Annotated in this window: 23 protein-coding genes and 1 pseudogene; 14 read left to right on the top strand and 10 right to left on the bottom strand. The window is 56.2% G+C overall.

What is annotated here, in order from left to right:
* Positions 1–8: 8 nt before the first annotated feature.
* Genes nadD through CPY64_RS11250 form a run of 4 tightly spaced genes read right to left on the bottom strand, consistent with a single transcriptional unit; the run spans position 9 to position 3,613 of the window.
* Entirely contained in the window at positions 9–626 is a 618-nt protein-coding gene (nadD, locus tag CPY64_RS11265; protein ID WP_042481967.1) for a nicotinate (nicotinamide) nucleotide adenylyltransferase, read from the bottom strand.
* A complete protein-coding gene (gene hemF / locus CPY64_RS11260; RefSeq protein ID WP_042482223.1) occupies positions 617–1,522 on the bottom strand; it encodes an oxygen-dependent coproporphyrinogen oxidase in 906 nt (301 codons plus the stop codon). The genes nadD and hemF overlap by 10 nt, the downstream gene beginning before the upstream one ends.
* A gap of 21 nt (positions 1,523–1,543) precedes the next feature.
* Complete coding sequence (purD, locus tag CPY64_RS11255; protein WP_042481965.1) at positions 1,544–2,833, bottom strand: phosphoribosylamine--glycine ligase; 1,290 nt, start codon at positions 2,831–2,833, stop codon at positions 1,544–1,546.
* 48 nt (positions 2,834–2,881) lie between these two features.
* Positions 2,882–3,613 carry a YebC/PmpR family DNA-binding transcriptional regulator gene (locus tag CPY64_RS11250; protein WP_026483044.1) on the bottom strand — a complete coding sequence of 244 codons (732 nt, stop codon included), beginning with the start codon at positions 3,611–3,613 and terminating at the stop codon, positions 2,882–2,884.
* Positions 3,614–3,752: 139 nt separating this feature from the next.
* On the opposite strand from CPY64_RS11250, the gene CPY64_RS11245 reads away from it, so the two are divergent.
* The 3 genes from CPY64_RS11245 to CPY64_RS11235 all read left to right on the top strand — a co-directional run bounded on the left by CPY64_RS11245 (position 3,753) and on the right by CPY64_RS11235 (position 7,396).
* Complete coding sequence (locus CPY64_RS11245; protein ID WP_042481963.1) at positions 3,753–5,258, top strand: helicase HerA-like domain-containing protein; 1,506 nt, start codon at positions 3,753–3,755, stop codon at positions 5,256–5,258.
* On the top strand, positions 5,258–6,196 hold the full coding sequence (locus CPY64_RS11240) for a 2-hydroxyacid dehydrogenase (protein ID WP_042481961.1): 939 nt from the start codon (positions 5,258–5,260) through the stop codon (positions 6,194–6,196). Before CPY64_RS11245 ends, CPY64_RS11240 begins: the two co-directional genes overlap by 1 nt.
* Before the next feature lie 129 nt (positions 6,197–6,325).
* Positions 6,326–7,396: a tartrate dehydrogenase gene (locus CPY64_RS11235; RefSeq protein ID WP_042481959.1), complete on the top strand. Its 1,071-nt coding sequence runs from the start codon at positions 6,326–6,328 to the stop codon at positions 7,394–7,396.
* Between the two features lie 4 nt (positions 7,397–7,400).
* Here CPY64_RS11235 and CPY64_RS11230 read toward each other — a convergent pair whose 3' ends face one another.
* Entirely contained in the window at positions 7,401–8,261 is an 861-nt protein-coding gene (locus tag CPY64_RS11230) for a DMT family transporter (protein WP_042481957.1), read from the bottom strand.
* Between the two features lie 147 nt (positions 8,262–8,408).
* Here CPY64_RS11230 and CPY64_RS11225 point away from each other — a divergent pair, with 147 nt between their 5' ends.
* Complete coding sequence (locus CPY64_RS11225) at positions 8,409–9,395, top strand: quinone oxidoreductase family protein (protein ID WP_042481955.1); 987 nt, start codon at positions 8,409–8,411, stop codon at positions 9,393–9,395.
* Positions 9,396–9,518: 123 nt separating this feature from the next.
* Here the strand turns inward: CPY64_RS11225 and CPY64_RS11220 are convergent, their stop codons facing one another.
* Positions 9,519–10,544, bottom strand: a complete 1,026-nt coding sequence (locus CPY64_RS11220; protein ID WP_096917387.1) for a class 1 fructose-bisphosphatase — start codon at positions 10,542–10,544, stop codon at positions 9,519–9,521.
* Positions 10,541–13,219, bottom strand: coding sequence for an aminopeptidase N (gene pepN / locus CPY64_RS11215; protein ID WP_042481951.1), 2,679 nt, complete (start codon positions 13,217–13,219; stop codon positions 10,541–10,543). The genes CPY64_RS11220 and pepN overlap by 4 nt, the downstream gene beginning before the upstream one ends.
* Positions 13,220–13,382: 163 nt before the next feature.
* On the opposite strand from pepN, the gene CPY64_RS11210 reads away from it, so the two are divergent.
* The gene (locus tag CPY64_RS11210; RefSeq protein WP_052362890.1) at positions 13,383–14,030 is read left to right on the top strand and encodes a DUF4136 domain-containing protein; all 648 of its coding nucleotides are present in this window, start codon (positions 13,383–13,385) and stop codon (positions 14,028–14,030) included.
* A gap of 94 nt (positions 14,031–14,124) precedes the next feature.
* On the opposite strand, the gene CPY64_RS11205 is transcribed toward CPY64_RS11210, so the two are convergent.
* Positions 14,125–14,472, bottom strand: a complete 348-nt coding sequence (locus CPY64_RS11205; protein WP_009456182.1) for an H-NS histone family protein — start codon at positions 14,470–14,472, stop codon at positions 14,125–14,127.
* A gap of 528 nt (positions 14,473–15,000) precedes the next feature.
* Between CPY64_RS11205 and tldD the strand changes: the two genes are divergently transcribed.
* Complete coding sequence (gene tldD, locus CPY64_RS11200) at positions 15,001–16,461, top strand: metalloprotease TldD (protein ID WP_042481948.1); 1,461 nt, start codon at positions 15,001–15,003, stop codon at positions 16,459–16,461.
* 164 nt (positions 16,462–16,625) lie between these two features.
* Here tldD and yddG read toward each other — a convergent pair whose 3' ends face one another.
* Complete coding sequence (gene yddG / locus CPY64_RS11195; protein ID WP_042481946.1) at positions 16,626–17,537, bottom strand: aromatic amino acid DMT transporter YddG; 912 nt, start codon at positions 17,535–17,537, stop codon at positions 16,626–16,628.
* Between the two features lie 427 nt (positions 17,538–17,964).
* Between yddG and CPY64_RS11190 the strand changes: the two genes are divergently transcribed.
* The 6 genes and pseudogenes from CPY64_RS11190 to CPY64_RS11165 form a co-directional block, all read left to right on the top strand.
* A complete protein-coding gene (locus CPY64_RS11190) occupies positions 17,965–18,492 on the top strand; it encodes a MarR family winged helix-turn-helix transcriptional regulator (protein ID WP_042481944.1) in 528 nt (175 codons plus the stop codon).
* The gene (gene ectA, locus CPY64_RS11185) at positions 18,489–19,046 is read left to right on the top strand and encodes a diaminobutyrate acetyltransferase (RefSeq protein ID WP_052362889.1); all 558 of its coding nucleotides are present in this window, start codon (positions 18,489–18,491) and stop codon (positions 19,044–19,046) included. Before CPY64_RS11190 ends, ectA begins: the two co-directional genes overlap by 4 nt.
* 95 nt (positions 19,047–19,141) lie before the next feature.
* Positions 19,142–20,449, top strand: a complete 1,308-nt coding sequence (gene ectB / locus CPY64_RS11180) for a diaminobutyrate--2-oxoglutarate transaminase (RefSeq protein ID WP_042481942.1) — start codon at positions 19,142–19,144, stop codon at positions 20,447–20,449.
* Complete coding sequence (locus tag CPY64_RS11175; protein ID WP_009456191.1) at positions 20,449–20,841, top strand: ectoine synthase; 393 nt, start codon at positions 20,449–20,451, stop codon at positions 20,839–20,841. The genes ectB and CPY64_RS11175 overlap by 1 nt, the downstream gene beginning before the upstream one ends.
* Before the next feature lie 18 nt (positions 20,842–20,859).
* On the top strand, positions 20,860–21,783 hold the full coding sequence (gene thpD / locus CPY64_RS11170) for an ectoine hydroxylase (RefSeq protein ID WP_042481940.1): 924 nt from the start codon (positions 20,860–20,862) through the stop codon (positions 21,781–21,783).
* Between the two features lie 184 nt (positions 21,784–21,967).
* Positions 21,968–22,150: pseudogene (locus tag CPY64_RS11165) on the top strand (DUF2239 family protein); the annotation flags it as partial.
* 91 nt (positions 22,151–22,241) lie between these two features.
* Here the strand turns inward: CPY64_RS11165 and CPY64_RS11160 are convergent.
* Positions 22,242–23,051 carry an IclR family transcriptional regulator gene (locus CPY64_RS11160; RefSeq protein ID WP_042481939.1) on the bottom strand — a complete coding sequence of 270 codons (810 nt, stop codon included), beginning with the start codon at positions 23,049–23,051 and terminating at the stop codon, positions 22,242–22,244.
* A 209-nt stretch (positions 23,052–23,260) separates the two neighbouring features.
* On the opposite strand from CPY64_RS11160, the gene CPY64_RS11155 reads away from it, so the two are divergent.
* Both CPY64_RS11155 and CPY64_RS11150 read left to right on the top strand, forming a co-directional pair.
* Positions 23,261–24,310: a porin gene (locus CPY64_RS11155; RefSeq protein WP_080723700.1), complete on the top strand. Its 1,050-nt coding sequence runs from the start codon at positions 23,261–23,263 to the stop codon at positions 24,308–24,310.
* Positions 24,311–24,344: 34 nt separating this feature from the next.
* Positions 24,345–24,956: a cupin domain-containing protein gene (locus CPY64_RS11150; RefSeq protein ID WP_042481935.1), complete on the top strand. Its 612-nt coding sequence runs from the start codon at positions 24,345–24,347 to the stop codon at positions 24,954–24,956.
* Positions 24,957–24,977 lie beyond the last annotated feature (21 nt).

The raw sequence follows: 24,977 nt of genomic DNA, 5'->3' as shown, positions 1-24,977 counted from the left end.
AAAAAGAACTATACAGGGCGCGCCTGTGGGTGGGAAAGATAGAGCCGTTTTTTGTCAATGTATTGAGCGACTTCTTCCGGGACCAGGGCGGTGATGTTGTCACCGCGCTGCACTCGCTCCCGAATTTGGGTGGCCGAGATGTCCATGGGCAGAAAGTCGATCTGATGTAAACGGCGCTGAAGTCGACTCAGTTCCTGTTGCAAGGCCTCGGGCGTTTCCACAGGACTGCCGGGGCGCTGGGCAACAGCCAGTTCGACGTATTCAAGAATTTCCTGCCAGTCGTTCCAGCTGCAAAAGTTATGCAGTTGGTCGCTGCCTAAAATCCAGTAGTACCGCGACCCGGCAGGCAAGCTGCGCACCGTGTCGATGGTGTAGGTGGGGCCGCCGCGCTCGATCTCCACGGGGTTGACCTGCAGGCCGGGGTGGCGTTGTGCAGCCAGTTCGGCCATGGCCAGACGATCCTGGGTGCTGGCACCCAGAGCGTCGCGTTGCCAGGGTTGGGCGGCGGGCAACAGCTGAACCTGGTCCAGCTGCAGTTGCTCGAACGCGGCAACAGCCAGTGCTACGTGGGCTTTATGGATGGGGTCGAAACTGCCACCCAAGAGCCCGACTCGCTTCAAATCCATTCGCGCGGCACCAGGTATTGCGCCAACGCCGCTTCCGGAGTGCCAGGTTCGGGCGACCAGTTGTAGCGCCAGTTCGCCTGGGGGGGCATGGACAGCAGGATGGATTCTGTACGTCCACCCGATTGCAGGCCAAACAGGGTGCCGCGGTCAAAGACCAGATTGAATTCCACATAACGGCCACGACGTATGGCCTGGAAGTCCCGATGCGCCTGGGTGTATTCCTGATCCATGCGGGCACGCACGATGGGTGCATAGGCATCGGTAAAGGAATTGCCCACGGAGCGGGTCAGGGCAAAGCTGGCCTCAAAGCCGGGCTCGTTCAGATCGTCGTAGAAAATGCCGCCAATGCCACGGGTTTCGTTGCGGTGCTTCAGGTAAAAATACTCGTCGCACCAGCGCTTGTAGCGTGGGTAGTAATCCGCACCGTGTGGTGCCAGGGCATCGTGGCACACCTGATGGAAGTGGCGCGCATCGTCTTCGTGCAGGTAGTAGGGCGTCAAGTCCAGACCGCCGCCAAACCAGAACACATCGTCTTGATCCGCTGTCTGGGCCTGGGCCACAAACATGCGCACGTTCATGTGCGTGGTGGGCACAAAGGGATTGCGCGGGTGTATCACCAGCGAAACACCCATGGCCTCCCAGGGGCGCCCGGCCAGTTCGGGACGGTGGGCGCTGGCCGACGGAGGCAGAGTGTGGCCTTTGACATGGCTGAACAGAACGGCCGCCCGCTCGAACACGGGGCCGTTCTCCAGCAGGCGGGACAGACCGCCACCGCCTTCCGGACGATCCCACTGGTCCGACTCGAAAGGCGTGCCATCCAGCTGCTCAAGAGTGTCCACGATGTGGCTTTGCAACTGACGGAAATAAGCCTGGACGGTATCAATGGGTAAAGACATGAAAAGACCTTGCTGCGACAATCAGGATTCACTGCTGGGCAGAGCGCGCCAGCCGATATCGGTACGGAATTGCTTGCCGTCGAAATGCGTTTGGGAAATGGCCTCGTAGGCGGCTTCCTGAGCGCGACGGATGGAGTCGGCCATGGCGGTGACACACAGTACACGACCACCCGTGGTGACCACGGTGCCCTCTTTCATCTGCGTGCCTGCATGGAAGGTGATGCACTCGTCGGTGTCTTTCGCAAATTGCGTGATGGCATCACCCGTGCGTGGCTCTTCGGGGTAGTTGGCCGCTGCCAGTACCACGCCAATGGCGGTACGACGATCCCATTCGATGGTGGCCTCGTCCAGCTTGCCGGCCAGAGCCAGTTCGAAGGTCTCGGTCAGATCACTCTTGATGCGCATCATGATGGGCTGGGTTTCAGGGTCGCCCATGCGGCAGTTGAATTCCAGCACCTTGATGGGGCGGGTAGCGTCCGGGCCATCGTCAATCATCACGCCAGCATACAGAAAGCCGGAGTAGGGCAAGCCCTCCTTGGCCATGCCTTGCATGGTGGGGTGAATGACTTCGCGCATGATGCGGTTGTGCAGCGTGGGGCTGACGATAGGAGCGGGGGAGTAGGCACCCATGCCGCCGGTGTTCGGGCCCTGATCGCCGTCTTTCAGGCGTTTGTGGTCCTGGCTGGTGGCCATGGGCAGCACATTCTTGCCGTCACACATAACGATGAAGCTGGCTTCTTCGCCGGTCAGGCATTCTTCCACGACCACACGGGCACCGGCAGCGCCAAAGCGGCCATCGCCCAGAATGTCGTCAATGGCACCCAGTGCTTCTTCCAGCGTGGTGGCCACAATCACGCCCTTGCCAGCAGCCAGGCCATCGGCCTTGACCACAATGGGAGCGCCTTGCTGACGGATGTAATCCTTGGCGGCCTCCGGATCGGTAAAGGTCGCGTAGGCGGCCGTCGGGATGTTGTGACGCACCATGAAGGCCTTGGCGTAGTCCTTGGAGCTTTCCAGCTGCGCGGCAGCCTGGGTGGGACCAAAGATTTTCAGGCCGGCCGCACGGAAGGCGTCCACAATGCCGGCGGCCAGAGGGGCTTCCGGGCCGACGACGGTGAAGGCAATTTTTTCTTGCTTCACAAAGGCAATCAGTTCCTGGATATCGGTGATCGCCAGGTTTTCAATACGTTCGGCACGCGCGGTACCGCCATTGCCAGGGGCAACGTAGACAGTCTGCACGCGTGCAGATTGGGCCAGGCGCCATGCCAAGGCGTGTTCACGGCCGCCGCTGCCGACAACAAGTAGCTTCATAGTGATGAGTCGGGCAGGGCCCGCAAAGAGGAGTTTTCAGGAACCAGGTTATTCGGCTTCGTCCATGACGGCGGTGGTGTAGACCTCTTGGACATCGTCCAGGCCTTCCAGTGCGTCCAGAAGTTTTTGCATTTTGACGGCATCGTCGCCGCTCAGTTCGGTCTCGTTCAGGGCTTTCATGACCACGCCTTCCACTTCGGGCGTCAGGCCTGCTGCCTGGAACGCGGCTTGCACAGCCGGGTAATCCGTGGGAGCGCACAGCACTTCGATCAGACCTTCTTCGTCCGTCACGATATCGTCGGCACCGGCTTCCAGACCGATTTCCATAATCGTGTCTTCCGAAGTGCCGGGAGCGAACAGAAACTGACCGCAGTGGCGAAATTGAAACACGACCGAGCCGTCCAGGCCCAGATTACCGCCATTTTTTGTAAAGGCGTGACGCACATCCGAGACAGTGCGCTGACGGTTGTCGGTCATGCAGTCCACAATCACGGCAGCGCCGTTGATGCCATAGCCTTCGTAGCGGATTTCTTCGTAGTTGGCGTCGTCTGCCCCACCTGCGCCGCGCTGGATGGCGCGCAGAATATTGTCTTTGGGCATATTGGCCGCGGTTGCCTTGTCCCAGGCCATGCGCAAACGTGGGTTGGACTCGGGATCAGGCCCTCCGGCACGTGCGGCCACGGTGACCTCACGAATGATCTTGGTCCAAAGTTTGCCCCGTTTTGCGTCCTGACGACCTTTACGGTGCTGAATATTCGCCCATTTACTATGTCCGGCCATAAAGTATTACCAATTCAGTAGACTACGTTCAAAGAAAAACAGATCTATTTTAACCTGTCTGCGCGACAAGGCCCGAGCTTGGGTGAAAGTCGCTAGAATCTAGGCACTTGGCATTCTATCCGGAAGAGAACAAACAATCATGGCCGATCCAATTTTGCTTGCTCAGAACAGCAATACTCCCATTTACCTGTTGCCAGCGCTGGCCAACCGGCATGGTTGTATTACGGGTGCCACAGGAACGGGTAAAACCGTCACCTTGCAGGTGCTGGCCGAAGCGTTTTCCCGCCAGGGAACCCCGGTGTTTCTGGCTGATGCCAAGGGAGACCTGAGCGGAATTTCCCAGGCTGCCCAGCCCAATCCCAAACTGCAGGAGCGTCTGCAAAAACTGGGTCTGCCTGAACCGGCCTGGGGCGCAAACCCGGTCACCTTCTGGGATATTTTCGGCGAGCAGGGCCACCCGGTCCGCGCCACCATCTCCGACATGGGGCCCTTGTTGCTGGCCCAGATTCTGGAGCTGAATGACACCCAGGAAGGGATTCTGAACATTCTTTTCCGTGTGGCAGACGATGAAGGCCAGCTGATTCTGGATCTGAAGGATTTGCGTGCCTTGCTGCAGGACATATCGGATCGTGCGGCCGAACTGCGTGGCCAGTACGGCAATATTGCCGCCGCCAGTGTGGGAGCCATTCAGCGAGCCTTGCTGCGCCTGGAAACGCAAGGGGCGGATCGCTTCTTTGGTGAGCCGGCCCTGGATGTGATGGACTGGATTCGCACCGATTCGGCCGGGCGGGGCATGATCAATGTGCTGGCCGCCGACAAGCTGATGCAATCGCCCCGTTTGTACGCCGTGTTCCTGTTGTGGATGCTGGCTGATCTGTACGAGCGTTTGCCGGAGGTGGGCGATCTGGACAAGCCGCGTCTGGTTTTCTTCTTTGACGAAGCCCACTTATTGTTTACAGGTGCACCCAAGGCACTGCTGGAAAAAGTGGAGCAGGTTGTACGCCTGATTCGCTCCAAAGGGGTGGGTATTTATTTCGTGACACAAAACCCGCTGGATATCCCTGACACCGTTCTGGGCCAGTTGGGTAACCGGGTTCAGCACGCCTTGCGCGCCTTTACGCCGCGCGATCAAAAAGCTGTCAAGACGGCGGCGCAAACCATGCGTCCCAATCCAGGTCTGGATATTGAAGCGGCCATTACGGAATTGGGTGTGGGTGAAGCCCTGGTGTCCATGCTGGATGCCAAGGGGATTCCCACGCCTACCGAGCGTGCCTGGCTGGTGGCGCCGGGTAGCCGGATTGGTCCCGCTACCGATGCGGAACGACAAACGGTACGACAAGCCTCCTTGTTTGGCTTGAAGTACGACCAAGCTATTGATCGTGAGTCCGCTTACGAAGTGCTGGCCAAAAAAGCGACGGATGCGGCCGCCAATGGCGCCGCGGGTGCCACTCAGGCGGGTGGCTCGGCGGCTGCCAAGGATGACGGCCTGATGGGCGTGGTGAATGACTTTCTATTTGGATCAACAGGGCCGCGGGGTGGCAAGAAAGACGGCTTGGTGCAAAGCATGATCAAAACCGAGACCAAACGGGCTGCCACCAAAGTGCTGCGTGGGGTGTTGGGTTCTTTATTTGGAGGGAAACGTTAATGCCCACGCAACTGCCACATCTTGTTGTTGCTACCGCACGGCCATCTGAAACCACACGGTGGGCGGACGAATTCCGCAAAGCTTATCCTCACTGGAAAGTCGACGAGTTCGTACCGGGCCAGCCCAGCACCGGGGCGACCTATGCCGTGGTCTGGCAGCCGGACACGGTCTTGTTCAAGCAGGAGCCCAATCTGCGCGCCACCTTTAACCTGGGGGCGGGCGTGGATGCGGTGGCAGGGACAATCCCGGCCGAAATGCCTTTGTACCGCCTGGAAGACGCGGGCATGGCCGAGCAAATGGCCGAATATGCCTTGTATGGTGTGCTGCGTGCCGTGGGCCGTTTTCAGCCATACGAAGAACAGGCGCGTGAAGGCAAATGGAAAGCGCATCGCCCGATTGACCGCCGTCAGTGGCCGGTAGCTGTGCTGGGTCTGGGTGCGATTGGCAGCAAGATTGCCAAGGTCATTGCCAGTCTGGGTTATCCCGTGCATGGCTGGTCGCGTCGGTTGCACGAGGCTGACTTCCCTTGTTATGCCGGTGAGCAGGGCCTGAAAGAGTGCGTATCTGCCAGTCGTATCCTGGTTAATGCTTTGCCATTGACTCCGCAAACCGAGGGCTTGATCAATCGCGATGTATTGTCGAATTTGCAGCCTGGCGGTTATCTGATCAACGTGGCTCGTGGTGGTCACCTGGTTGATGCCGATGTGCTGGAGGCTCTCAAGAGCGGCCATCTGTCAGGTGCTTTGCTGGATGCTTTCACCCAGGAGCCGCTGCCAGCAGACCATCCGTATTGGGGCATTCCTTCCGTGATGATTACGCCGCACATTTCGGGCATCACTGTGCGAGAGCTGGCGCTGGAGCAAATCGGTTCGCGTATCGAGCTTTTGCAAGAAGGCAAACCGGCGTCCGGGCGAGTCAATCACAGCCAGGGCTATTAATCATTGTTGGATCAGGACCCGCCTGCCAGCACCGTGGGGAGCTGGCAGGCTACTTGCTGTTTTGTGAACAGAGCAGCGTCTTGTCAGAATAAGGCCGTTGAGGCCATGTAAAACCACAAGGAAAGAGGAATGAGTAAAGTTCATCGTATTGCCGTGATCGCGGGAGATGGGATCGGCAAGGAAGTCATGCCCGAAGGGCTGCGTATTCTGGAAGTGGCCGCTCGCCGTCACGCCATCAATTTTGATTGGAAAGTGCTGGACTGGAGCTCGGACTACTATCAGAAGCACGGCACCATGATGCCCTCGGACTGGAAAGCCCAACTGATGGATACCGAGGCCATTTTCTTTGGGGCCATGGGCTGGCCCGATCTGGTGCCTGACCACGTTTCGCTGTGGGAGTCCCTGTTCAAGTTCCGTCGTGAGTTCGATCAGTACATCAACTTGCGTCCCGTGCGTTTGATGCCCGGCGTGCGTTCGCCACTGGCAGGTCGTGAGCCCGGTGATATTGATTTCTTCATCGTGCGCGAGAATACCGAAGGCGAGTACTCCAATAGCGGCGGCATCATGTTTGAAGGCACGCAGCGCGAAGTGGTGATTCAGGAAAGCGTCTTTACCCGCACCGGTACAGACCGTGTCTTGAAGTTCGCTTTTGAGCTGGCTAAAAAGCGTGGCAAGCACGTTACCGCGGCGACCAAATCCAACGGTATCTCGATTTCCATGCCCTGGTGGGATTCCCGCGTGGCAGCCATGGGCGAGCAATACCCGGATGTGAAGTGGGACAAGTATCACATCGACATTCTGTGCGCGCACTTTGTGCAGCACCCGGACTGGTTCGACGTAGTCGTGGCTTCCAACCTGTTTGGCGATATCTTGTCCGATCTGGGTCCGGCATGTACTGGCACCATCGGTATTGCACCGTCGGCCAACCTGAACCCCGAACGTGTGTTCCCATCCCTGTTTGAGCCCGTGCACGGCTCGGCCCCGGATATCTACGGCAAGGGCATTGCCAACCCGGTCGGTCAGATCTGGAGCGGTGCCTTGATGCTGGATTTCCTGGGCTACCCGCAGGCCGCCGCCGAAGTGGTGCAAGCCATTGAACAGGTTTTGGCCAACGGCCCACGTACCCCTGATCTGGGCGGCCAGGCCAGCACCGCAGAAGTCGGTGCCGCCGTTGCCCAGGTTCTGGAAGCGATGGCCTAAGCCATCAGCTGGACTTGGGTGGGCGCAAGCCTGCCCAGGTGATGGCGCCAATCATGATGGCTCCACCCAGCAGCGCACGGCTGCTGGGGTATTGAGCGAAGAGCAGAGCCGCAAAGGCGATGGCGTAGACAGGCTCCAGGGCGATCACAATTCCGGCGCTACGAGCATTCAGAACGGTTAGCGCAGAGACCAGCAGGTAGTGCGACAAGGCCGTACAAAACACTCCCAGCAGTGCAATCCATACCCAGTCCACCAGCGTGCTGTCGCCCAGCAGCGGTATGGCAAAAGGCCAGCACATCAAGGCGACAAACAGGTTTTCCCACCAGGCCACTTGCTGTGCCGACAAATGCTTGGCGGCGCGGCGGTTGATCAGGGTGAACATGGCGAAGGTAAAGCCGGAGGCAATCGCCCAGGCCAGGCCAATGGTAGATTGATCCTGGAAATCGAAAGAGGGGGTCACCAGCAACAAGCCAAAGGTGACCAGGGCCAGAATGATCCATTCCGACACGGTGACGCGCTCGCGCAGCACGGCCCATTCACACAAGGTAATGAAGGCCGGGAAGCTGGCAAAACCCAGGGTGGCAATGGCTACACCGCCCACTTTGACGGCCACGAAAAAAGTGGCCCAGTGAATGGCCAGCATGATGGAGGCCATAAGCAGGGTGCGAAAGTCCGCGGCTTTCATGCCCTGACCCAGGCCACGTCCTTGAGAGCGGATACTGATGAACAAGGCCAGCACTGCAAAACTGGCCCGGCCAGCCGTGATCAGCATGGCGCCGACCTGGATGAGTTCACCAAAAATACCGGTCAGTCCGAACAGAACGGCGGCCACATGAATGGCAGCCAGAGCACGTCCATGCGTCATGGAAAGCGATCCGAGAAAAAAGAGTCAAATTTAGGCTATTCTGGTGCTTTATATCAGCCAGCGATAGGGCAGCGGGGTCGGGCAGGCAATACGCGTAAGGCATTATTCTAAGACATTGCCACGGGCCCCTCATCAAAGGAGTAAACAATGACGCAGACGGTTAAGGCGATACGGATTGAACGTAATGGAGGCCCGGAGGTATTGCAATGGGCTTCGGTAGAGTTACCCGCTCCGCAGGAGAAGGAAGTCACCATCCGACAGAAAGCGGTGGGTTTGAACTTTATTGATATCTATTTCCGTAATGGCCTCTACAGCAACCCCTTGCCACATGGTTTGGGTTTTGAAGCGTCCGGCATTGTGGAGGCAGTCGGTTCGGGCGTCACGCACCTGAAAGTGGGTGATCGCGTCGCTTACGGTCAAAGTCCCCTGGGAGCGTATGCCGAAGCACGGAATGTACCTGCCGATCGCGTCGTCCGTATTCCTGATGGAATCACTTTTGAGCAGGCGGCGGCCATGATGCTTAAAGGTCTGACGTGCTGGTATTTGCTGCGCCAGACCTATCGCGTGCACGAAGGCCAGACGATTCTGTTCCATGCGGCTGCCGGTGGCGTGGGCTTGTACGCCTGCCAATGGGCGCGTGCCTTGGGCGTGAAGTTGATTGGTACGGTTTCCAGCCCCGAGAAAGCGGCGTTGGCTAAAGAAAATGGCGCTTGGGAAGTCATTGATTATTCGCACGAAGACGTAGTGCAGCGCGTGCTGGAACTGACCAATGGCCAGAAAGTACCTGTTGTGTATGACGGCGTGGGCAAGGACACCTGGGAGCGCTCGCTGGATTGCTTGCAGCCGCGTGGCTTGATGGTCAGCTTTGGCAATGCTTCCGGCCCGGTAACGGGTGTGAATCTGGCGACGCTGGCATCCAAGGGCTCCTTGTATGTGACTCGCCCTGTGCTGGGTGCGTATGTGCCTACGCAGGAAACCATGCAGGCTGCTGCCGACGAGATGTTCGAGCTGGTGCTGCAAGGCAAGATCAAGCCGCTGATCGGTCAGCGTTTTCCTTTGGATCAGGTTGCCAAGGCGCATGAAGAGCTGGCCGGCCGTCGTACGACGGGCTCTACGGTTTTGACGCTGGATTAAGGCGGGTTATCGGGCGGTGACGAGCAGTTAGCCGCAATCGTATTGCTTTAAAAAAATGGCCTCCGAGAAGGAGGCCATTTTCATTTGGCAGTGCTGTATCCGCCGAGGTTCGGCGGACAGCAATCAGCCTGGCTCGTGGTACTGACGCACGCGCTCGACTTCATTGCGCGAACCCAGAATCACGCCAATGCGCTGATGCAGTTCGGTAGGCTGCACGTCCAGAATGCGCTGTGTGCCGTCAATCGACATGCCACCGGCCTGCTCGACCAGGAAGCTCATGGGATTGGCTTCGTACATCAAACGCAGCTTGCCCTTGCGACCGGAGGCGCGGGCATCACGGGGGTACATGAAGATACCGCCACGGGTCAGGATACGGTGTACATCGGCCACCATGGAGGCGATCCAGCGCATATTGTAGTTTTTGCCCAATGGGCCTTCGGGACCCGCCAGGCAGTCGTCGATATAGCGTTTTACCGGGGCTTCCCAGTGACGCATATTGGACATATTGATGGCAAATTCAGAGGTGTCCTCGGGGATGGTGATGCGCTCGGTGGTCAGCACCCAGGAGCCCATTTCCTTGTCCAACGTGAAGGCGGCCACGCCATCACCTACCGTCAGCACCAGCATGGTTTGCGGGCCGTAAATGGCATAACCGGCGGCCACTTGACGCACGCCAGGTTGCAGGAAGTCCTGCTCTTCGATCACGCGGTCACGTGCTTCGGGCGGTACGCTCAGCACCGAGAAAATGGTGCCAATGGAGACGTTCACGTCGATGTTGGACGAGCCATCCAGAGGATCGAACAAGAGCAGGTTTTCGCCCTTGGGGTAGTAGTCGGGAATGCGGTGCAGGGTGTCCATTTCCTCGGAGGTCATGGCAGCCAGGTTACCGCCCCATTCATTGGCTTCCAGCAGGATTTCGTTGGACAGTACGTCCAGCTTCTTCTGCACTTCGCCCTGGACGTTTTCGGAGTCCAGAGAACCCAGAACGCCGCCCAGCGCCCCTTTGCTGACGGCATGGCCAATGGCCTTGCAGGCGCGTGCGACGGTTTCCAGCAGCAGGCGCACGTCGGCGGTGACCGTTTTCTTCTGGCGCTGTTGCTCCACCAGATACTGAGTAAGGTTTTTCTTCAAGACAGACTCCGAGGTCAAAGAGTTAATGCTTTATGTACGATTTCGGCCACATTGCCCGACAGGCCGGGTTCGGCCTGAATACGCTCCAGCGCTGCTTTGAGCTGGTCGCGGGCTTCCGGTTCAAAGCGGGCCCAATTATCAAATACACGGGCCAGACGGGCAGAGATTTCCGGGTTGAGCTTGTCCAGGGCAATGACTTGCTCGGCCCAGAAAGCATAGCCTTCGGGCGTGTGTACAGCCTGCATATTATTCATGCAGAACTGGAAAATCAGAGAGCGGGCGCGGTTGGGATTGCGCATCGAGAAAGCAGGATGCAGCATCAAGGCGCGCACCTGGGCAACTTGTGTGCTGGGGGCGGTGGCCTGCAAGCTGAACCAGCGATCCAGCACCAGGGGATTGTCCTGCCAGCGCTGGAAAAAGTCATCCAGACCGTCCTGACGATCTTCTTCGTCACCGTAGTTCACCAGCGCACTAAGAGCACCCATGCGATCAGTCATATTGGTGGCCTGATCATATTGATTGCGTGCCAACTGCGGGCCGGTATTCACACCGGCCACCAGCAGGTAATTCAGGGCCAGATTGCGCAAGGAGCGCTGGCCAGCCTGCAAGGCGTCGGGGCTGTAGGGAGCTTGTTCCAGGCTCAGGTACTGATACAGCTCCTGCCAGTAGGGCGTCAGGGCTAGGCCCAGTTCACGTTGCAGCTGGCGACGAGCCTGAACCACGGTACGCGGGGTCATGGGCTTGGTTTGTTCCAGCAATTCGCGTTCGCTGGGCAGGGACAGGATGCGGGCCTTGTAAGCAGGGCTCAAGGCAGGGTCTTGTACCAGCGCATGCCAGGTTTGCACCACCGTCGCCAATTGTGCGGCCGAAGGTGTGCGTCCTGATGCCGAGGACAAAATCAGACGGGTAGCCAGCAACTGAGCTGCTTCCCAACGGGCAAATGGATCTGTGTCGTGGCGGGCCAGCAAAGCCAGTTCGGAATCCGGACGGTAGTAGTCCACCCGCACTGGTGCAGAGAAGTTGCGCAGCAAGGACAGAACTGGCGCTTCAGGAATCTGCGTGAAGGTCCAGCTTTGTTCGGTTTCGGTGAAATCCAGTACCAGCGTATCGCCTTGCTGACCATCCAGATGCAGAGTCAGTGGTGTGCCTTGCTGATCCAGCATGCCCACGGCAAAGGGGATATGCAAAGGTGGCTTGGGTGTGGATTTGTTCTCGATGCCGGCAGGCGCATTGCTTTGACGCAGGGTCAGCGTGGCGGTCTGGGCGGCTGGGTCATGTTGCAGGCTGACCTGAACACGCGGGGTTCCCGCTTGCTGATACCAGCGGCGGAACTGCTCCAGGCTTTGGCCGGGTTTGACCTGGCGATACACGCTGTCCATGCTGTCCACGAAATCATCGCAGGTGACTGCCTGGCCGTCGTGGCGCTTGAAGTATTCACGAATACCGGCCTGGAAGTTTTCTTCGCCCAGCAAGGTGTGCTGCATGCGAATAACTTCAGCGCCTTTTTCGTAAATGGTGGCGGTGTAAAAGTTGCTGATTTCCTGATAGCTCTCGGGGCGAATGGGGTGAGCCATTGGGCCGGCATCTTCAGGGAACTGAGCTGCGCGCAGGACGCTGACATCATCAATGCGTTTGACGGCACGGGCACTGGCAGCTTGAACACCGTCCAGCCCTTGAGCCAGCATGTCGGCCGAGAATTCCTGATCGCGGAAAACCGTCAGGCCTTCTTTCAGGGAGAGCTGGAACCAGTCACGGCAGGTGACGCGGTTGCCCGTCCAGTTATGGAAATACTCGTGACCTATGACCGCTTCAACAGCGTGGAAGGAGGCATCGGTAGTGCTTTGTGCATCGGCCAGCACATAGGCGGCATTAAAGATGTTCAGGCCCTTGTTTTCCATCGCGCCCATATTGAAGTCGCGAGCGGCCACAATCATGAAGCGGTCCAGATCCAGTTCCAGGCCAAAGCGTTGTTCATCCCAGCGTACCGAATGTTCCAGGCATTCCATGGCCCATTCTGTTTTATCGCCATCACCACGATCGCAATAAACTTGTAATAGGGCAGGCTGACCGTTGGCCTTTTTGATTTCGCGTTCGCGCACATCAAAATCGCCCGCAACCAATGCAAATAAATAAGAAGGTTTTGGAAAAGGATCTTCCCAGATTGCCTGGGTACGGCCATCGTCCAGCGTGGTGCTTTCCAGCAAATTGCCGTTGGAAAGCAGATACGGGTAAAGCTTGGCATCGCCGCGCAGCACCACTTCATAACGGGACATGACATCTGGGCGGTCCGGAAAGAAGGTAATGCGGCGAAAGCCCTGGGCTTCACACTGGGTAAACAGATTCTGACCCGAGACATACAAGCCCATCAGCATGGTGTTGTCTTGCGGGCGGCAACGGCTCACCAGCACCAGATCAAATTCTGCCGTCGGGGGCGAGAGTGTCAGCCCCTGTTCATCAAGCTGGTAATCCTGGGCGGTCAGGGCGACGCCGTTGATACTGACTTCGAGCAGTTCAATATCTTCGCCATCCAGTACCAGGGGGCGGATCTGGCCGTCCCGGCTGCTGGCTCGAAAAGCCAGACGAACCAAGGTTTGCTCGGCCGCCAAATCAAATTCCAGCCGTACCTTTTCTATTTGATAGGGGTAGGGCTGGTAATCGTGGCGGGAGATCGTAGGTAAGGTGTCTGTGCGCATGTGATCCTGGTCCGACAATCGAAAAATATGGTCTATTGTAATGTTGTTTGAACGCCCACACTGGACGCCAGAAACAGGCAGTAAACTAATTGTTCGTCGGCGCTACGGTGCTGTCATTAATCGGGCTTGAACGTGCAAACGAAAAACAAGCAAGGGTGAAACTATGACGTTATTTTCTGAAGGGTTTTCCTGGCGCGCCCTACGCCTGATGAGCCTGGCACTTGCGGTATTGACCACGGCTTGCGCTGCGCCTAGCTGGTCTGCCAAATTGACGCGTTATCAGCAATGGCCCACAGCCACCAGCGGTGATACGTATTACATCAAGTCCTCGCCAGACAAAAGTAATAGTCTGCAATATCAGTCTTTTGCTGATTCTGTGCGGGCCTCTATCGGGGTGACGGGGCTGGTGCAAGCGCCGGATCTGAAAGCGGCACGTTTTGTGGTGCAAATGGATTATGGCAATCCGCAGGAACAAAGCTGGGTGCCGCAATTTGCCGATAGTTTTTATGGTCCATCTGCTTGGGGAATTGGCCGCGGCTATTATGCGCCAAATGATGGTTGGGGCGGCGGTTTCTTTTATTCTCCGAATGTAGTGAATGTTCCTGTCACTGTGTATAAAAATTATCTAAATGTAATCATTACAGATAATCAAAACTCGGGCGCAGAAGTGTATCGTGCTACAGCCGTGTCTTATAGCCATTCCGACAACCTGGACCAGCAGATGCCATTTTTGTCCCAGGCCATATTTGATGGCTTCCCCGGTAATAATGGACAAGTGATTGATATCCGATATCCATTAGCTCGGGATTGAGTCGCTAGAACCCCGGCATTATGTAGGGGTTTTATATCAATAAGAAAGGGACCGCTTTTTCAAGCGGTCCCTTTCTTTTGTTCGGTGTCCGTACTTATTTGATAAGGAACTCTTCACGGCTGCGGCCATTGGCTTCTGCATCAATGATCCAACGTGGTGGGCGGCCACGGCCAGTCCAGGTGTCCTGGGTGCCGGGGTGGCGGTATTTGGGAGGCAGGCTGGTTTTAGGGCCGTTGGAACCAGCACCAGCACCGCGGCGGGCGGAATTTTCCAGAGCTTCAGCGACTTCTTCAATCGTGATCTCGTTATCTTGCATGGACTTGACGATAGATGCGATGACAGGACGACGCTGTTTGACTCGAAGAGATTTCATCTGCTTTTGCAGACGGAGAATCTCTTTTTCTATCTTCTGCTTTGCGGAGCTGTAAGTTTCGACTGACATATAGGATTCCTGTTTCATGTTTGTAGTTATCTGATAAACCCTGCCTGCACAAGCTCATGTTTATCATGTGAAAGCAGTGTACTTTGATTTTCTTGAAAAGATAAGTGGTTTGGATAAAAAATAAACGCTTAATCAAAAAGCTGTTTGGTTTTTGTAATTATTTAAGGGTATTAGGCAATTCTATAGCTCTTGATTAATTAATCTAATCAGGGGTTATCATGAAACCGAATGGGTTTATATCAAAACCATATAGGTGCCTTTCTAATTAGAAAGATTTTAAAATAGTTTTAATTCCGTATCAGAAAATGTCGGAATTGGAATTTTTGAACCTATTAGTTCAATAGGCTGATTTTGGGCACAGAGGGCCCCTTATTGGCCCGATCCGTACGTCGGCATCGCATACGGTGGCACATTCTGTTTTAATGCTCAGATGGACGGAAGCCAAGTTGATGTCAGCACGTCTGCTGGTACCCATTTTCGTCCCTTGCAGCCATGGGCTTGCCGGGGATCTGTCAGTAGGAATAAACGATGAAGTTAGTTGATCCGGCTATCAATGCCCTGGAATGCGCCCGTGGACTGTTGCTTGAGCCCTGGGGCTTGAATGAAAGCCATTTGTCCGGTGCGCTGGGTGAGATCTTCACCCATCAGGCTGACTATGCCGATTTGTATTTTCAGTACACCCGCAGCGAAGGCTGGGCGCTGGACGAAGGAATCGTCAAGAGCGGCAGCTTTTCCATTGAGCAGGGTGTGGGTGTGCGCGCATTAAGCGGCGAGAAAACCGCCTTTGCCTACTCGGATTCCCTGAGTCCCGAAGCTTTGCTGTCGTCGGCTCGCGTGGTGCGCTCGATTGCTCGCCAGGGCGGTTCGGGTAAAAGCGGCATTCTGGTGCCAGCCGATACGCAGCGCCCCACTTTGTATACCGGCACAGATCCTATCGCCAGCTTGCCTGCCCCTGAAAAAGTGGCTTTGTTAGGGCGGCTGGATGCCTTGGCGCGCGCAGCAGATTCACGCGTTGTGCAGGTCATGGCCAGCCTGGGGGCGGAATACGATGTCGTGCTGGTGGCCGGCAGCGATGGTCGTCTGGCCGCCGATGTCCGGCCCCTGGTTCATTTGTCCTTGTCGGTGATTGTTGAACAGAATGGCCGTCGTGAACGTGGTTCGGCAGCAGGGGGCGGGCGGGTCGATCTGTCCTATTTCTCCGATGATATGCTGCGCAGCTACGTGGACAAGGCCGTGCGTTCTGCCATGACAAACCTGGAAGCCAAACCCGCGCCTGCTGGTCAGATGACGGTGGTTCTGGGCCCAGGCTGGCCTGGTGTCATGCTGCACGAAGCCGTGGGCCACGGTCTGGAAGGCGACTTCAACCGTCGCGGCAGCAGCCTGTTCTCGGGCCGTATTGGCCAGCGTGTGGCATCCAAAGGCGTTACTGTCATTGACGATGGCACCCTGGAAAACCGTCGTGGCTCCTTGAATATGGATGACGAGGGCAATGCCACACAACGTACGGTCTTGATTGAAGACGGTATTTTGAAAGGCTATTTGCAAGACACCCATAATGCACGCTTGATGGGCGCGGCGATTACGGGGAATGGCCGTCGGGAATCCTACGCCAGTCTGCCCATGCCGCGCATGACCAACACTTTTATGTTGGGAGGCGATAAGGATCCACAGGAAATTATTGCTTCGGTTAAAAAAGGTTTATATGCCGTAGACTTCGGTGGAGGTCAGGTTGATATTACTAGCGGTAAGTTTGTTTTCTCCGCCTCGGAAGCCTGGGTGATTGAAAACGGCAAACTGATGTATCCCGTTAAAGGTGCCACCCTGATTGGTAGCGGACCCGATGCCATGAATCAAATCAGCATGATCGGTAATGACATGCAGCTGGATTCTGGAGTGGGCACTTGCGGTAAAGAAGGCCAAAGCGTTCCGGTTGGAGTCGGTATTCCTACCGTGCGGATGGAAAACCTGACCGTAGGTGGAACCGCCTGATTTAATTTGCTGGCTAAGCAAAACCCATAAAAAGACCGCCCGAAGTTGAATTAACTGGGGCGGTCTTTTTTTATGCGGCTTTTATTGCAGCGCAGCAAACGGCTTTTTATTTTGATTTTTGCGCAGCAGGCACAATGGCGTCGGAATTAATGAATATGGTTTTTTCAGGCAGTGCTTTTTAGCGAGCGGGGTTTGCGAACCCGGATGGCCAGCCAGCATAGCAGGGCACCCGAACACACCATGGCCGAGCCTTGCCAGAAGGTCAGCGTCAACGAAGCTTGCAGCAAAACGGTGGACAGGGCGGCTGAAAATACCGGAATAAAGTAGGAAGCGCCGGCCAGGATGGTGACATTGCCATGCAAAATACCGACATTCCAGGCGGCATAGCCAAAGCCCATCGCAATGGCAGCCAGCAGCAAATACACCAAGGCGGGAACCGTAAACGTCATGGCTGGAGCACCTTGGACCAGGTACTTCACCCACAAGGCCGCTGCCGTCAGCATGAAAAACAGGGTGATGCCATTTTTGCCCTGGGCGATGCGGGCGGTCATGGTGCTGTAGCCGGCCCAGATCAGCGCGCCGCTAAAGGCCAGGCCGTAGCTCAAGGGATTGTCCTGCACATTCAGCCAGATGTTGTGCAGGCTCAAGCCTTGCTCGCCGCCTAGAATCCAGCTGATCCCCATCATGGACAAGAGCAGGCCGGGTGCAAGCAGCCAATTGGCTTTTTGCTTATTGAACAAGATGGCGGCCACAATGGTAAAAGTCGGCCACAGATAGTTGACCATCCCCACTTCAATTGCCTGCTGGCTGTTGTGGGCATAGCCGATGGACAGGGCCAGACAGAGTTCATAGCAGACAAACAGCACACTGCCCCAGACCAGGTAGCGACGCGGAAAGTCGCGCAAGCGTACCCAGCCCACTGATAAAAGAAGAAAGACCGAGGCCAGGGTGTAAATCAGGGCAGCGCCGCCGGTTACGCCCAGAGAGTCGCTGACGCTGCGTATCAGGCCGACAATCGTGCTCCAAAGGACAATGGCGATCAGCCCGATCAGGGTTGCCTTATCAGATTGCTTCATGCTGGTTTCTATGTCTGGCGGGCGCACCGTGAACCGGGAGCGGCTTTACGTGGCCAACAGACTTATGGGTTAATGGACCGGGTTTGTATCAGGCTGTGGCGGTTTGCAAGCAGGATTCTGATGCAGCACGCCATGTCTTGGGCAAGACCAGGAGTGACAGCCCCGGCAGGGACTCCTGGCAGTGTACTGTAAGCTTCACGCTGCCTTGTTCTGTTCCTCGACAAGAAGGCAAGGAGCAGGGCATTGCGCCCGCTTGCTTGCCCGCTGCGAAAGGGGCAGGCGCTTACATTTTTTTCAGTTTTGAGTCAGATCCACGGGTTTACGCTCCGTATGATTTTGAGTGTAAATCGGTTTGACTTAGATCTTTTCTAGGCATATCATTTCAACACGAATTAATCGTGCTGAATTATTTTGTTTGGCTAATTAAATGACCACAGATCAACACTACGATTTACGAATTTTGCGGGCCTTGCGCCAGATCACGCGCTCGATTGCCCTGCATTCCAGGCAACTGTCGGCGTACAGCAATATCACCGCGCCCCAGTTGATCTGCCTGCGCACCATTATTGAAAAAGGCCCGCTGACGGCTACGGCCATCAGCCGCGAAATGCATGTCAGCCCCAGCACCGTGGTCGGTATTCTGGATCGCCTGGAAGACAAGAAACTGGTGCTGCGCGAGCGCGGCCGTGAAGATCGACGGATTGTTTTTGTTAGTGCGACACCTGAAGGGAAGACCTTGGCACATGACACGCCGTCCCCCTTGCAAAAGAAGTTGTCGGACGCCTTGAAAGAGCTACCCGAGCTGGAACAGGCCACCATGACCCTGTCGCTGGAGCGCATTGTGCGTTTGCTCGACGCTGACCCCGATGTTGTGCTGGAGGCCGATGAGACGGCCTCGCCTATTCTTGAGGTCCCGGAAGGGGATGTACCCCCCGAATCCGGGTTGGTGGTTTGACGGACCGACCTGGTCCGGGCAGCTCGGCCGGCAGCGTGACTGCCGCCGATCCTGCCCCCAGTGACCCGGCGCTGATACTGCGTGCGCCCCTGTTGCGTGATGCCGCCGCCATCCATCAGCTGATTGCCGACAGCCCGCCACTGGATCTGAATTCTGAATATCTCTATTTGCTGCTCAGCGAGCACTTTTCCCAGACCTGCGTTATCGCGCAGCGTGGGGAACAAATAGACGGTTTCATCTCTGCCTACTTTCTCCCCGACCGTCCTGATGTGCTTTTTGTGTGGCAAGTGGCCGTGCATGAGCGCGCTCGTGGGCGTCGTTTGGGGCAGGCCATGCTGGACCACCTGAAGCAGCGTCTGCGTGGCCGTTCCCTGCGCTATCTGGAAACGACGGTCAGCCCTGGCAACCGGGCCTCGCGTGGCCTGTTTGCAGCCATGGCGCGGCGTTGGGGTGTGCCCATGCAGGAGCAGGAATTCTTTGATACCGCCTTGTTTGCCGATGAGGCTCACGAGGCAGAACCTCTATTACGAATCGGCCCCTTGGACTCTGGATAAGGGGACTTTACGCAAAAGAACGGTAGAGCCGGTCTGGTTCGCTGATTGTTGTTTGTCGGCTCAAGACACGCCGTTCTATAACCAGGAGAGGAAATATGACTGACTTAAAAATATTCGACCGGATGGAGTCTGAAGTAAGGGGCTACGTCCGGTCCTTTCCGGTCATTTTCAACAAAGCCCGAGGCTCGGTCTTGGAGGACGAGTCAGGCAGACAATACATCGATTTTTTCAGTGGGGCCGGTACGCTCAATTATGGGCACAACAACCCTCATCTGAAAGAAAAGCTGATTGAATACCTGAACACCGACGGCTTGGTACACGGTTTGGACATGGCCACCAGCGCCAAGAAATACTTTCTTGAAACGGTGGACAAAGTGCTGCTCAAACCGCGCGGGTGGGACTACCGCTTGCAGTTTACGGGGCCTACCGGCACCAATGCCGTAGAGGCGGCGTTAAAACTGGCACGCCAGGTCAAAGGCCGCCAGAATGTGATTTCCTTTACGCACGGTTTCCACGGCGTCAGCACGGGTTCCCTGGCAGTGACGGCGAACTCCAAGTTCCGTAGTGCAGCGGGTGTGGCCCTGGGCAATACCTCGTTCATGCCTTATGACGGGTATTTGGGCCCGGACGTCAATACGATGGCTTATCTGGAGCGCTTGCTGGAAGATCCCAGCAGTGGCCTGGACCATCCTGCCGCGGTCATCGTGGAAACCGTGCAAGGTGAAGGGGGCGTGAACGTTGCCACACAGCGCTGGCTGCGTGAGTTGCAGCGTCTGTGCCGCGAGCACGACATGCTGCTGATTGTCGATGACATTCAAGTCGGTTGCGGCCGGACTGGCCGTTTCTTCAGCTTTGAGCAGGCCGGTATCAGTCCTGACATCATCACCTTGTCCAAATCCCTGTCCGGCTTTGGTTTGCCCATGTCCCTGGTTCTGCTGCGGCCTGAACTGGATGTGTGGAAACCCAGCGCGCATAACGGCACCTTCCGTGGCAATAACCTGGCTTTCGTGACAGCGGCTCAAGCCCTGGAAAGCTACTGGGCCAACGAGGACTTTGAAGCCGAGATCCAGGGCAAAGAGCGTCAAGTACGCGACTGGCTGGAAAACCTGGTGCACAGCTACCCCGATCGTGGCTTGAGTGTGCGTGGTCGTGGCCTCATTCAAGGTCTGGTGACGCCACCGGGTGTTGGCCTGGCCAATGAAATTGCCGCACAGGCGTTCAAGCAGGGTCTGGTCATTGAAACCTCGGGCGCTCACGACGAAGTTCTGAAGCTCCTGCCGGCGCTGACGATCAGCAATGAAGAGCTGACTCAAGGTCTGGACATTATTGAACGCAGCGTGGCCCAGTGCCTGTCCAAGCGCGGCAGCCAGGCCAAGATTCTGAAGATTGGAGGAGCACGCTAATGTTGGTGAAGAACGTACAAGATGTGATTGGAACCCGTGACGAGGTGCGCACAGATACCTGGGTCAGCCGCCGTGTCTTGCTCAAGAAAGACGGCATGGGTTTTTCCTTTCATGAAACCGTTATTTTTCCTGGCACCGAAACGCACATCCACTACCAGAATCACCTGGAAGCGGTGTGGTGCATCGAGGGCGATGGTGAAATCGAAACCGTTGCCGACGGCAAGAAATACGATTTGGGCCCAGGCGTGGTCTATGCCCTGGACCAGCACGACGAACACTATCTGCGCGGTGGCAAAGAGCCGCTGCGAGTGATCTGCGTATTCAATCCGCCCTTGACCGGTCAGGAAGTTCACGATGAGAAAGGGGTTTACCCAGCCATCGTGGAAGACTGAAGACTTAAGGAGAGCATGATGACAGTGACCATGAGCGATCTGTACACATCCCGTACAGAACGAACGGCGGCCATCGTCAGCCGCCAGGAGCCGGTGGTGTATCCGGATCCGGTAGGTAGCCAGCCTTTGAACAAGTCCCAGTTGCGGGAGTATGAGGACAACGGCTTTTTGCTGCTGCCCGATTTGTTCAATGCGCAGGAAGTGCAAGCCTTGCTGGGCAATGTGGAAGCCATGAGCACGGACCCCGGCATCTTGTCGCGTGAAGAGGCTGTGGTGGAAAAAGGCAGTCAGGCCGTGCGCTCGATCTTTCGTGTGCATGAATTAAGCGAACTGATTGCCCGCCTGGTACGTGATCCGCGCGTGCTGGATGTGGCCCGTCAGATTCTGGGCTCGGATGTGTATGTGCATCAGTCCCGTGCCAACCTGAAACCGGGCTTTACCGGCAAGGAGTTTTACTGGCATTCGGACTTCGAGACCTGGCATATCGAAGATGGCATGCCGCAAATGCGCGCCTTAAGCTGCTCGGTGCTGTTGACTGACAATAATGTGTGCAATGGCCCCTTGATGCTGGTGCCGGGTTCGCACCGCCAGTTCATCTCTTGCACGGGGCAAACGCCGGACAACCATTACAAGGAGTCCTTGCGCAAGCAGGAGTATGGCGTGCCCGATCCAATCAGCCTGCGATTGCTGGTGGATCAAGGCGGCATTGAAGCCATTACTGCCAAGGCCGGTTCGGTGATCTTTTTTGACTGCAATACCTTGCATGGCTCGGCCAGCAATATCTCGCCTTGGCCACGAGCCAATGTGTTTACGGTCTATAACAGCGTGGAAAACTGCGTGGGTGATCCCAAGCAGGGGCTGACGCCTCGTCCTGCGCATGTGGCTACTCGCGGGCAGTTCCCTGTCCTGACGCCATTGAATGGACCGCTGCTGGAGTTCTGAGCAAGAAGAAGGTCTGCGCCTTGGGTGCAGGCTTGGCCGGATAAGACGCTCCCTGGATTTATTTCAGGGGGCGTTTTTTGTGTGTCCAGGATTCTGCTAAACGTTTGAGGTGGCAAGCCTTTGGGAGCGAGCTGTGGGCACATGACGGATTTGATCGCACTGACCGGCCTGGGCCCAGGAACGTACCTATAATTTCATGACCGCATTGGGTGGCGATTTGCCCGGTTTTGAAGAAGCCATGCGAGCCTTGTTTGCCGATGAGCTGGAGCGCTTCAAAAGTTTGCTGGCTGCCTGGCCGGACGATGTGCGGGAGCATGCCATCGAGCTGGCTCAAAATGCAGATGCCTCTGCGGTCAATGAAGCTTGAAAAAAACATCCTCTCCTTCTGTAAAGCCCACTTGAAGCCGGGTTTGCAAAGGGAGAGGATCCAGGCAGCCTGCAAGCTCTACCCGTATGGCTTATCTGGTCGAGGACTCGCTGCTGTGATAACCCAGTAGTTGGGACAGTTCTGTTGCAGCGCTGCGCACAGTATTGACTAAGGATGAGGTGTCCAGCTTGCCGGAGCGCAAGTAGCTGACCGGGATCGTCACACCCAGTGCGGCCACGATATGTCCTTGCTTATTGCGTATCGGGACAGCTGCACTGCCTACTTCAGGCTCAAAATACCCTTCGTCGTATCCATAGCCACGCTCGGCATCTTGGCGGATGAGTTCGTACAGCATATCCGTGGTCGTAGGCGTCCGCTCAGAAAATCTGGGCAGTGTGTTTTCTGGGTACAGCTGCAGCAAATCCGCCGGTTTCATATCACTTAACAGCACCCGTCCCAGCAGGGTGGCATGCAGCGGCAAACGGGTGCCCACATGTACGGTGCTGACAAATGGGGTGGGGGCGGCCACTTTGCTAATGATGACGGCGCTATGTTCATCTTGAATCGCCAAGTTGCACGAGAGCCCGGTTTCATCACGTACGCGCTCCAGGATCGGTGTTCCTAATTGGGTTAGCTCCAGAGAAGCCAAATACTCAAACCCCAGTCGCAAAATGGCCATGCCCAATTTATATGTATGGCCACCTTCCACACGCTGTACAAAGCCCAGATTTTCCAGTGTCGCCAATAATCTGAAAGTGGTGGTGCGGGGAAGCTCCAGTCTTTTGGCCAGCTCGGGCGCCGTCAAAGTCTGCTCGTTCCGGTTGAATTCGAACAACAAGCGCAGGCCACGCTCCAGTCCTGGCACGGTGTAGTTTTGTTGTGCCGGCAAAGTCGTACTCATAAGCTCTCTTGGGTGTTGGTCACAGCGGTTTGGTTGATGTGGCTAAGTATAAGAGTGGGCGCCGCTATTGTGATAGACGGCGGCGTGCCCGTCTGAAGTGATTCATGCTTAAAGGGTTTCTACTCATTTCTCTCGAAGTTTAAATGATTTTATACTTTCTGTTCCTAATATAAAACAGCATTTCACTAGTGAAACGAAAAGGGTAAGGGATGAGTAAAGGACGAATGGGGGCAGTAGCGGGTGTATTGGTCATGGCGTGTGCCGGGCACGGCGCTGCGTTGGCCCAGCAAAGCAGCGTGCAGCTCTACGGCTTGCTGGACAGCGGCCTGTTGCTGGAAAAACAGTTGGATGACAGCAGAAGGTTTGGAATGGCCAGCGGGATTGCCGGTCAATCGCGCTTTGGTATCCGCGGCAGTGAAGACCTGGGTAATGGTTATTCCGTGACCTTCCAAATGGAAGGCGGCTTGTTGACGACGACCGGCACCTCCACCCAAGGCCGCCTCTTTGGACGGCAAGCAACCTTAGGAATCAAGGGCGGTTTTGGTGAACTGAAGTTTGGTCGGCAAACTGTTTTTGGCTATTCGTGGACGCCCTTTATTGCCAGCCCGTTTGGCGTGGCATGGTCCGGTAACGGCATCGGTTCTACCTTCGGGTATAAAAGCGGCGACTACGGTGCAGATGGTCGCTTGAGCAATGCGGTGACGTATCAGACGCCTATTGTCGGTGGGCTGGAAGCCGGTATTGGCTATAGCTTTTCCACTGCTGATGAGCAGTCTTTTGGCTCATCCAACAACAATCGTGTTGTGACCGCTGGCTTGCGCTATAGCAATGGCCCCCTGAAGGCGGCGCTGACCTACGAGCGCTTGAATCCTATTAAAGATAGTAATAATCGCAAGGCGCAAAACCTGCAGTTTGGTTTGTCTTATGACTTTGGCGTCGTGCGTTTGTTCAGCGGCTATAACGAGCAGCGCAACATTAACCTGAGCCCTGCGCCTGGCTATGTGAAAACAGGGGGCGACAAAGATCGCGCCTTTACGGTCGGTGCGTCCATTCCTGCTGGAAAAAGAGGGACGGCCATGCTGAGTTATCAGCGCGCCATGCTCTCGAACAATGGCGGTTTTGCAGCAGGTTACCGCTATCAACTCTCCAAGCGCACCAACGTGTATGCGATGGGCAACGTGTACAGCGTGCGCAACCACTTTATTGACGAAAAACAGCGCAAACACCAGCTCGGTGTTGGGCTGCAGCATTCATTTTGATTGATTTGATGTTTTGGGAGTAGAAAGGAAAGTCATGAGTGATACGACAACAGAACAAATTGTGCCGGTTCCCGATCAGGAATCTCCTCTGTTTGCGAGCTGGAAGCGTCCACAGGACAAGAGTTTGCAAGAGTGGATTGAATCACGCATCGCTCGCCGCAAAAGCCGTCAGTACGATTGGAATGCACTGGGTTGGCAAGCAGAGGTGAACCCGACGTACCGTCGAGCGCAAACTCGCTACATCGGCACAGGAGCAGCAGGCGTAACCCATGACGACAACGTCATTCCGGCAGAGCATTTCACGTTTTCCACCATGATCTTGCCTGCTGGTTGTGAAGGCCCCTTGCATGTGCACCACGACGTTGAGGAAGCATTTTTCATTTTGCGCGGCGACAGTATCCGTCTGTTCCTGGAATACAAGGGAGAGCGTTGCGAAGTTGTCTTGAACGAACGTGACGTTATTTCGGTGCCACCGGGTGTGTACCGCGGTTTGCGCAATGAGGGTCAAGAAGAGTCCTTGATGTGCGTGATGCTGGGGGCGAACCGGCCTGATTTGCCTGACTATCCCGAAGACCATCCGCTGACTGCCGCCAAGAAGCTGCGTATGCAGGCAAAGGCCGCTGCGCAAAACAAGCAGCCCACCTAAATCCTATCAAGGAGCGATTCC

It is taken from the genome of Alcaligenes faecalis (genome assembly GCF_002443155.1).
GTDB classification, from domain to species: Bacteria; Pseudomonadota; Gammaproteobacteria; order Burkholderiales; family Burkholderiaceae_B; genus Alcaligenes; species Alcaligenes faecalis.
Note: the sequence above shows the minus strand (reverse complement) of the source record. Positions and strands in the feature narration are given on the sequence as shown.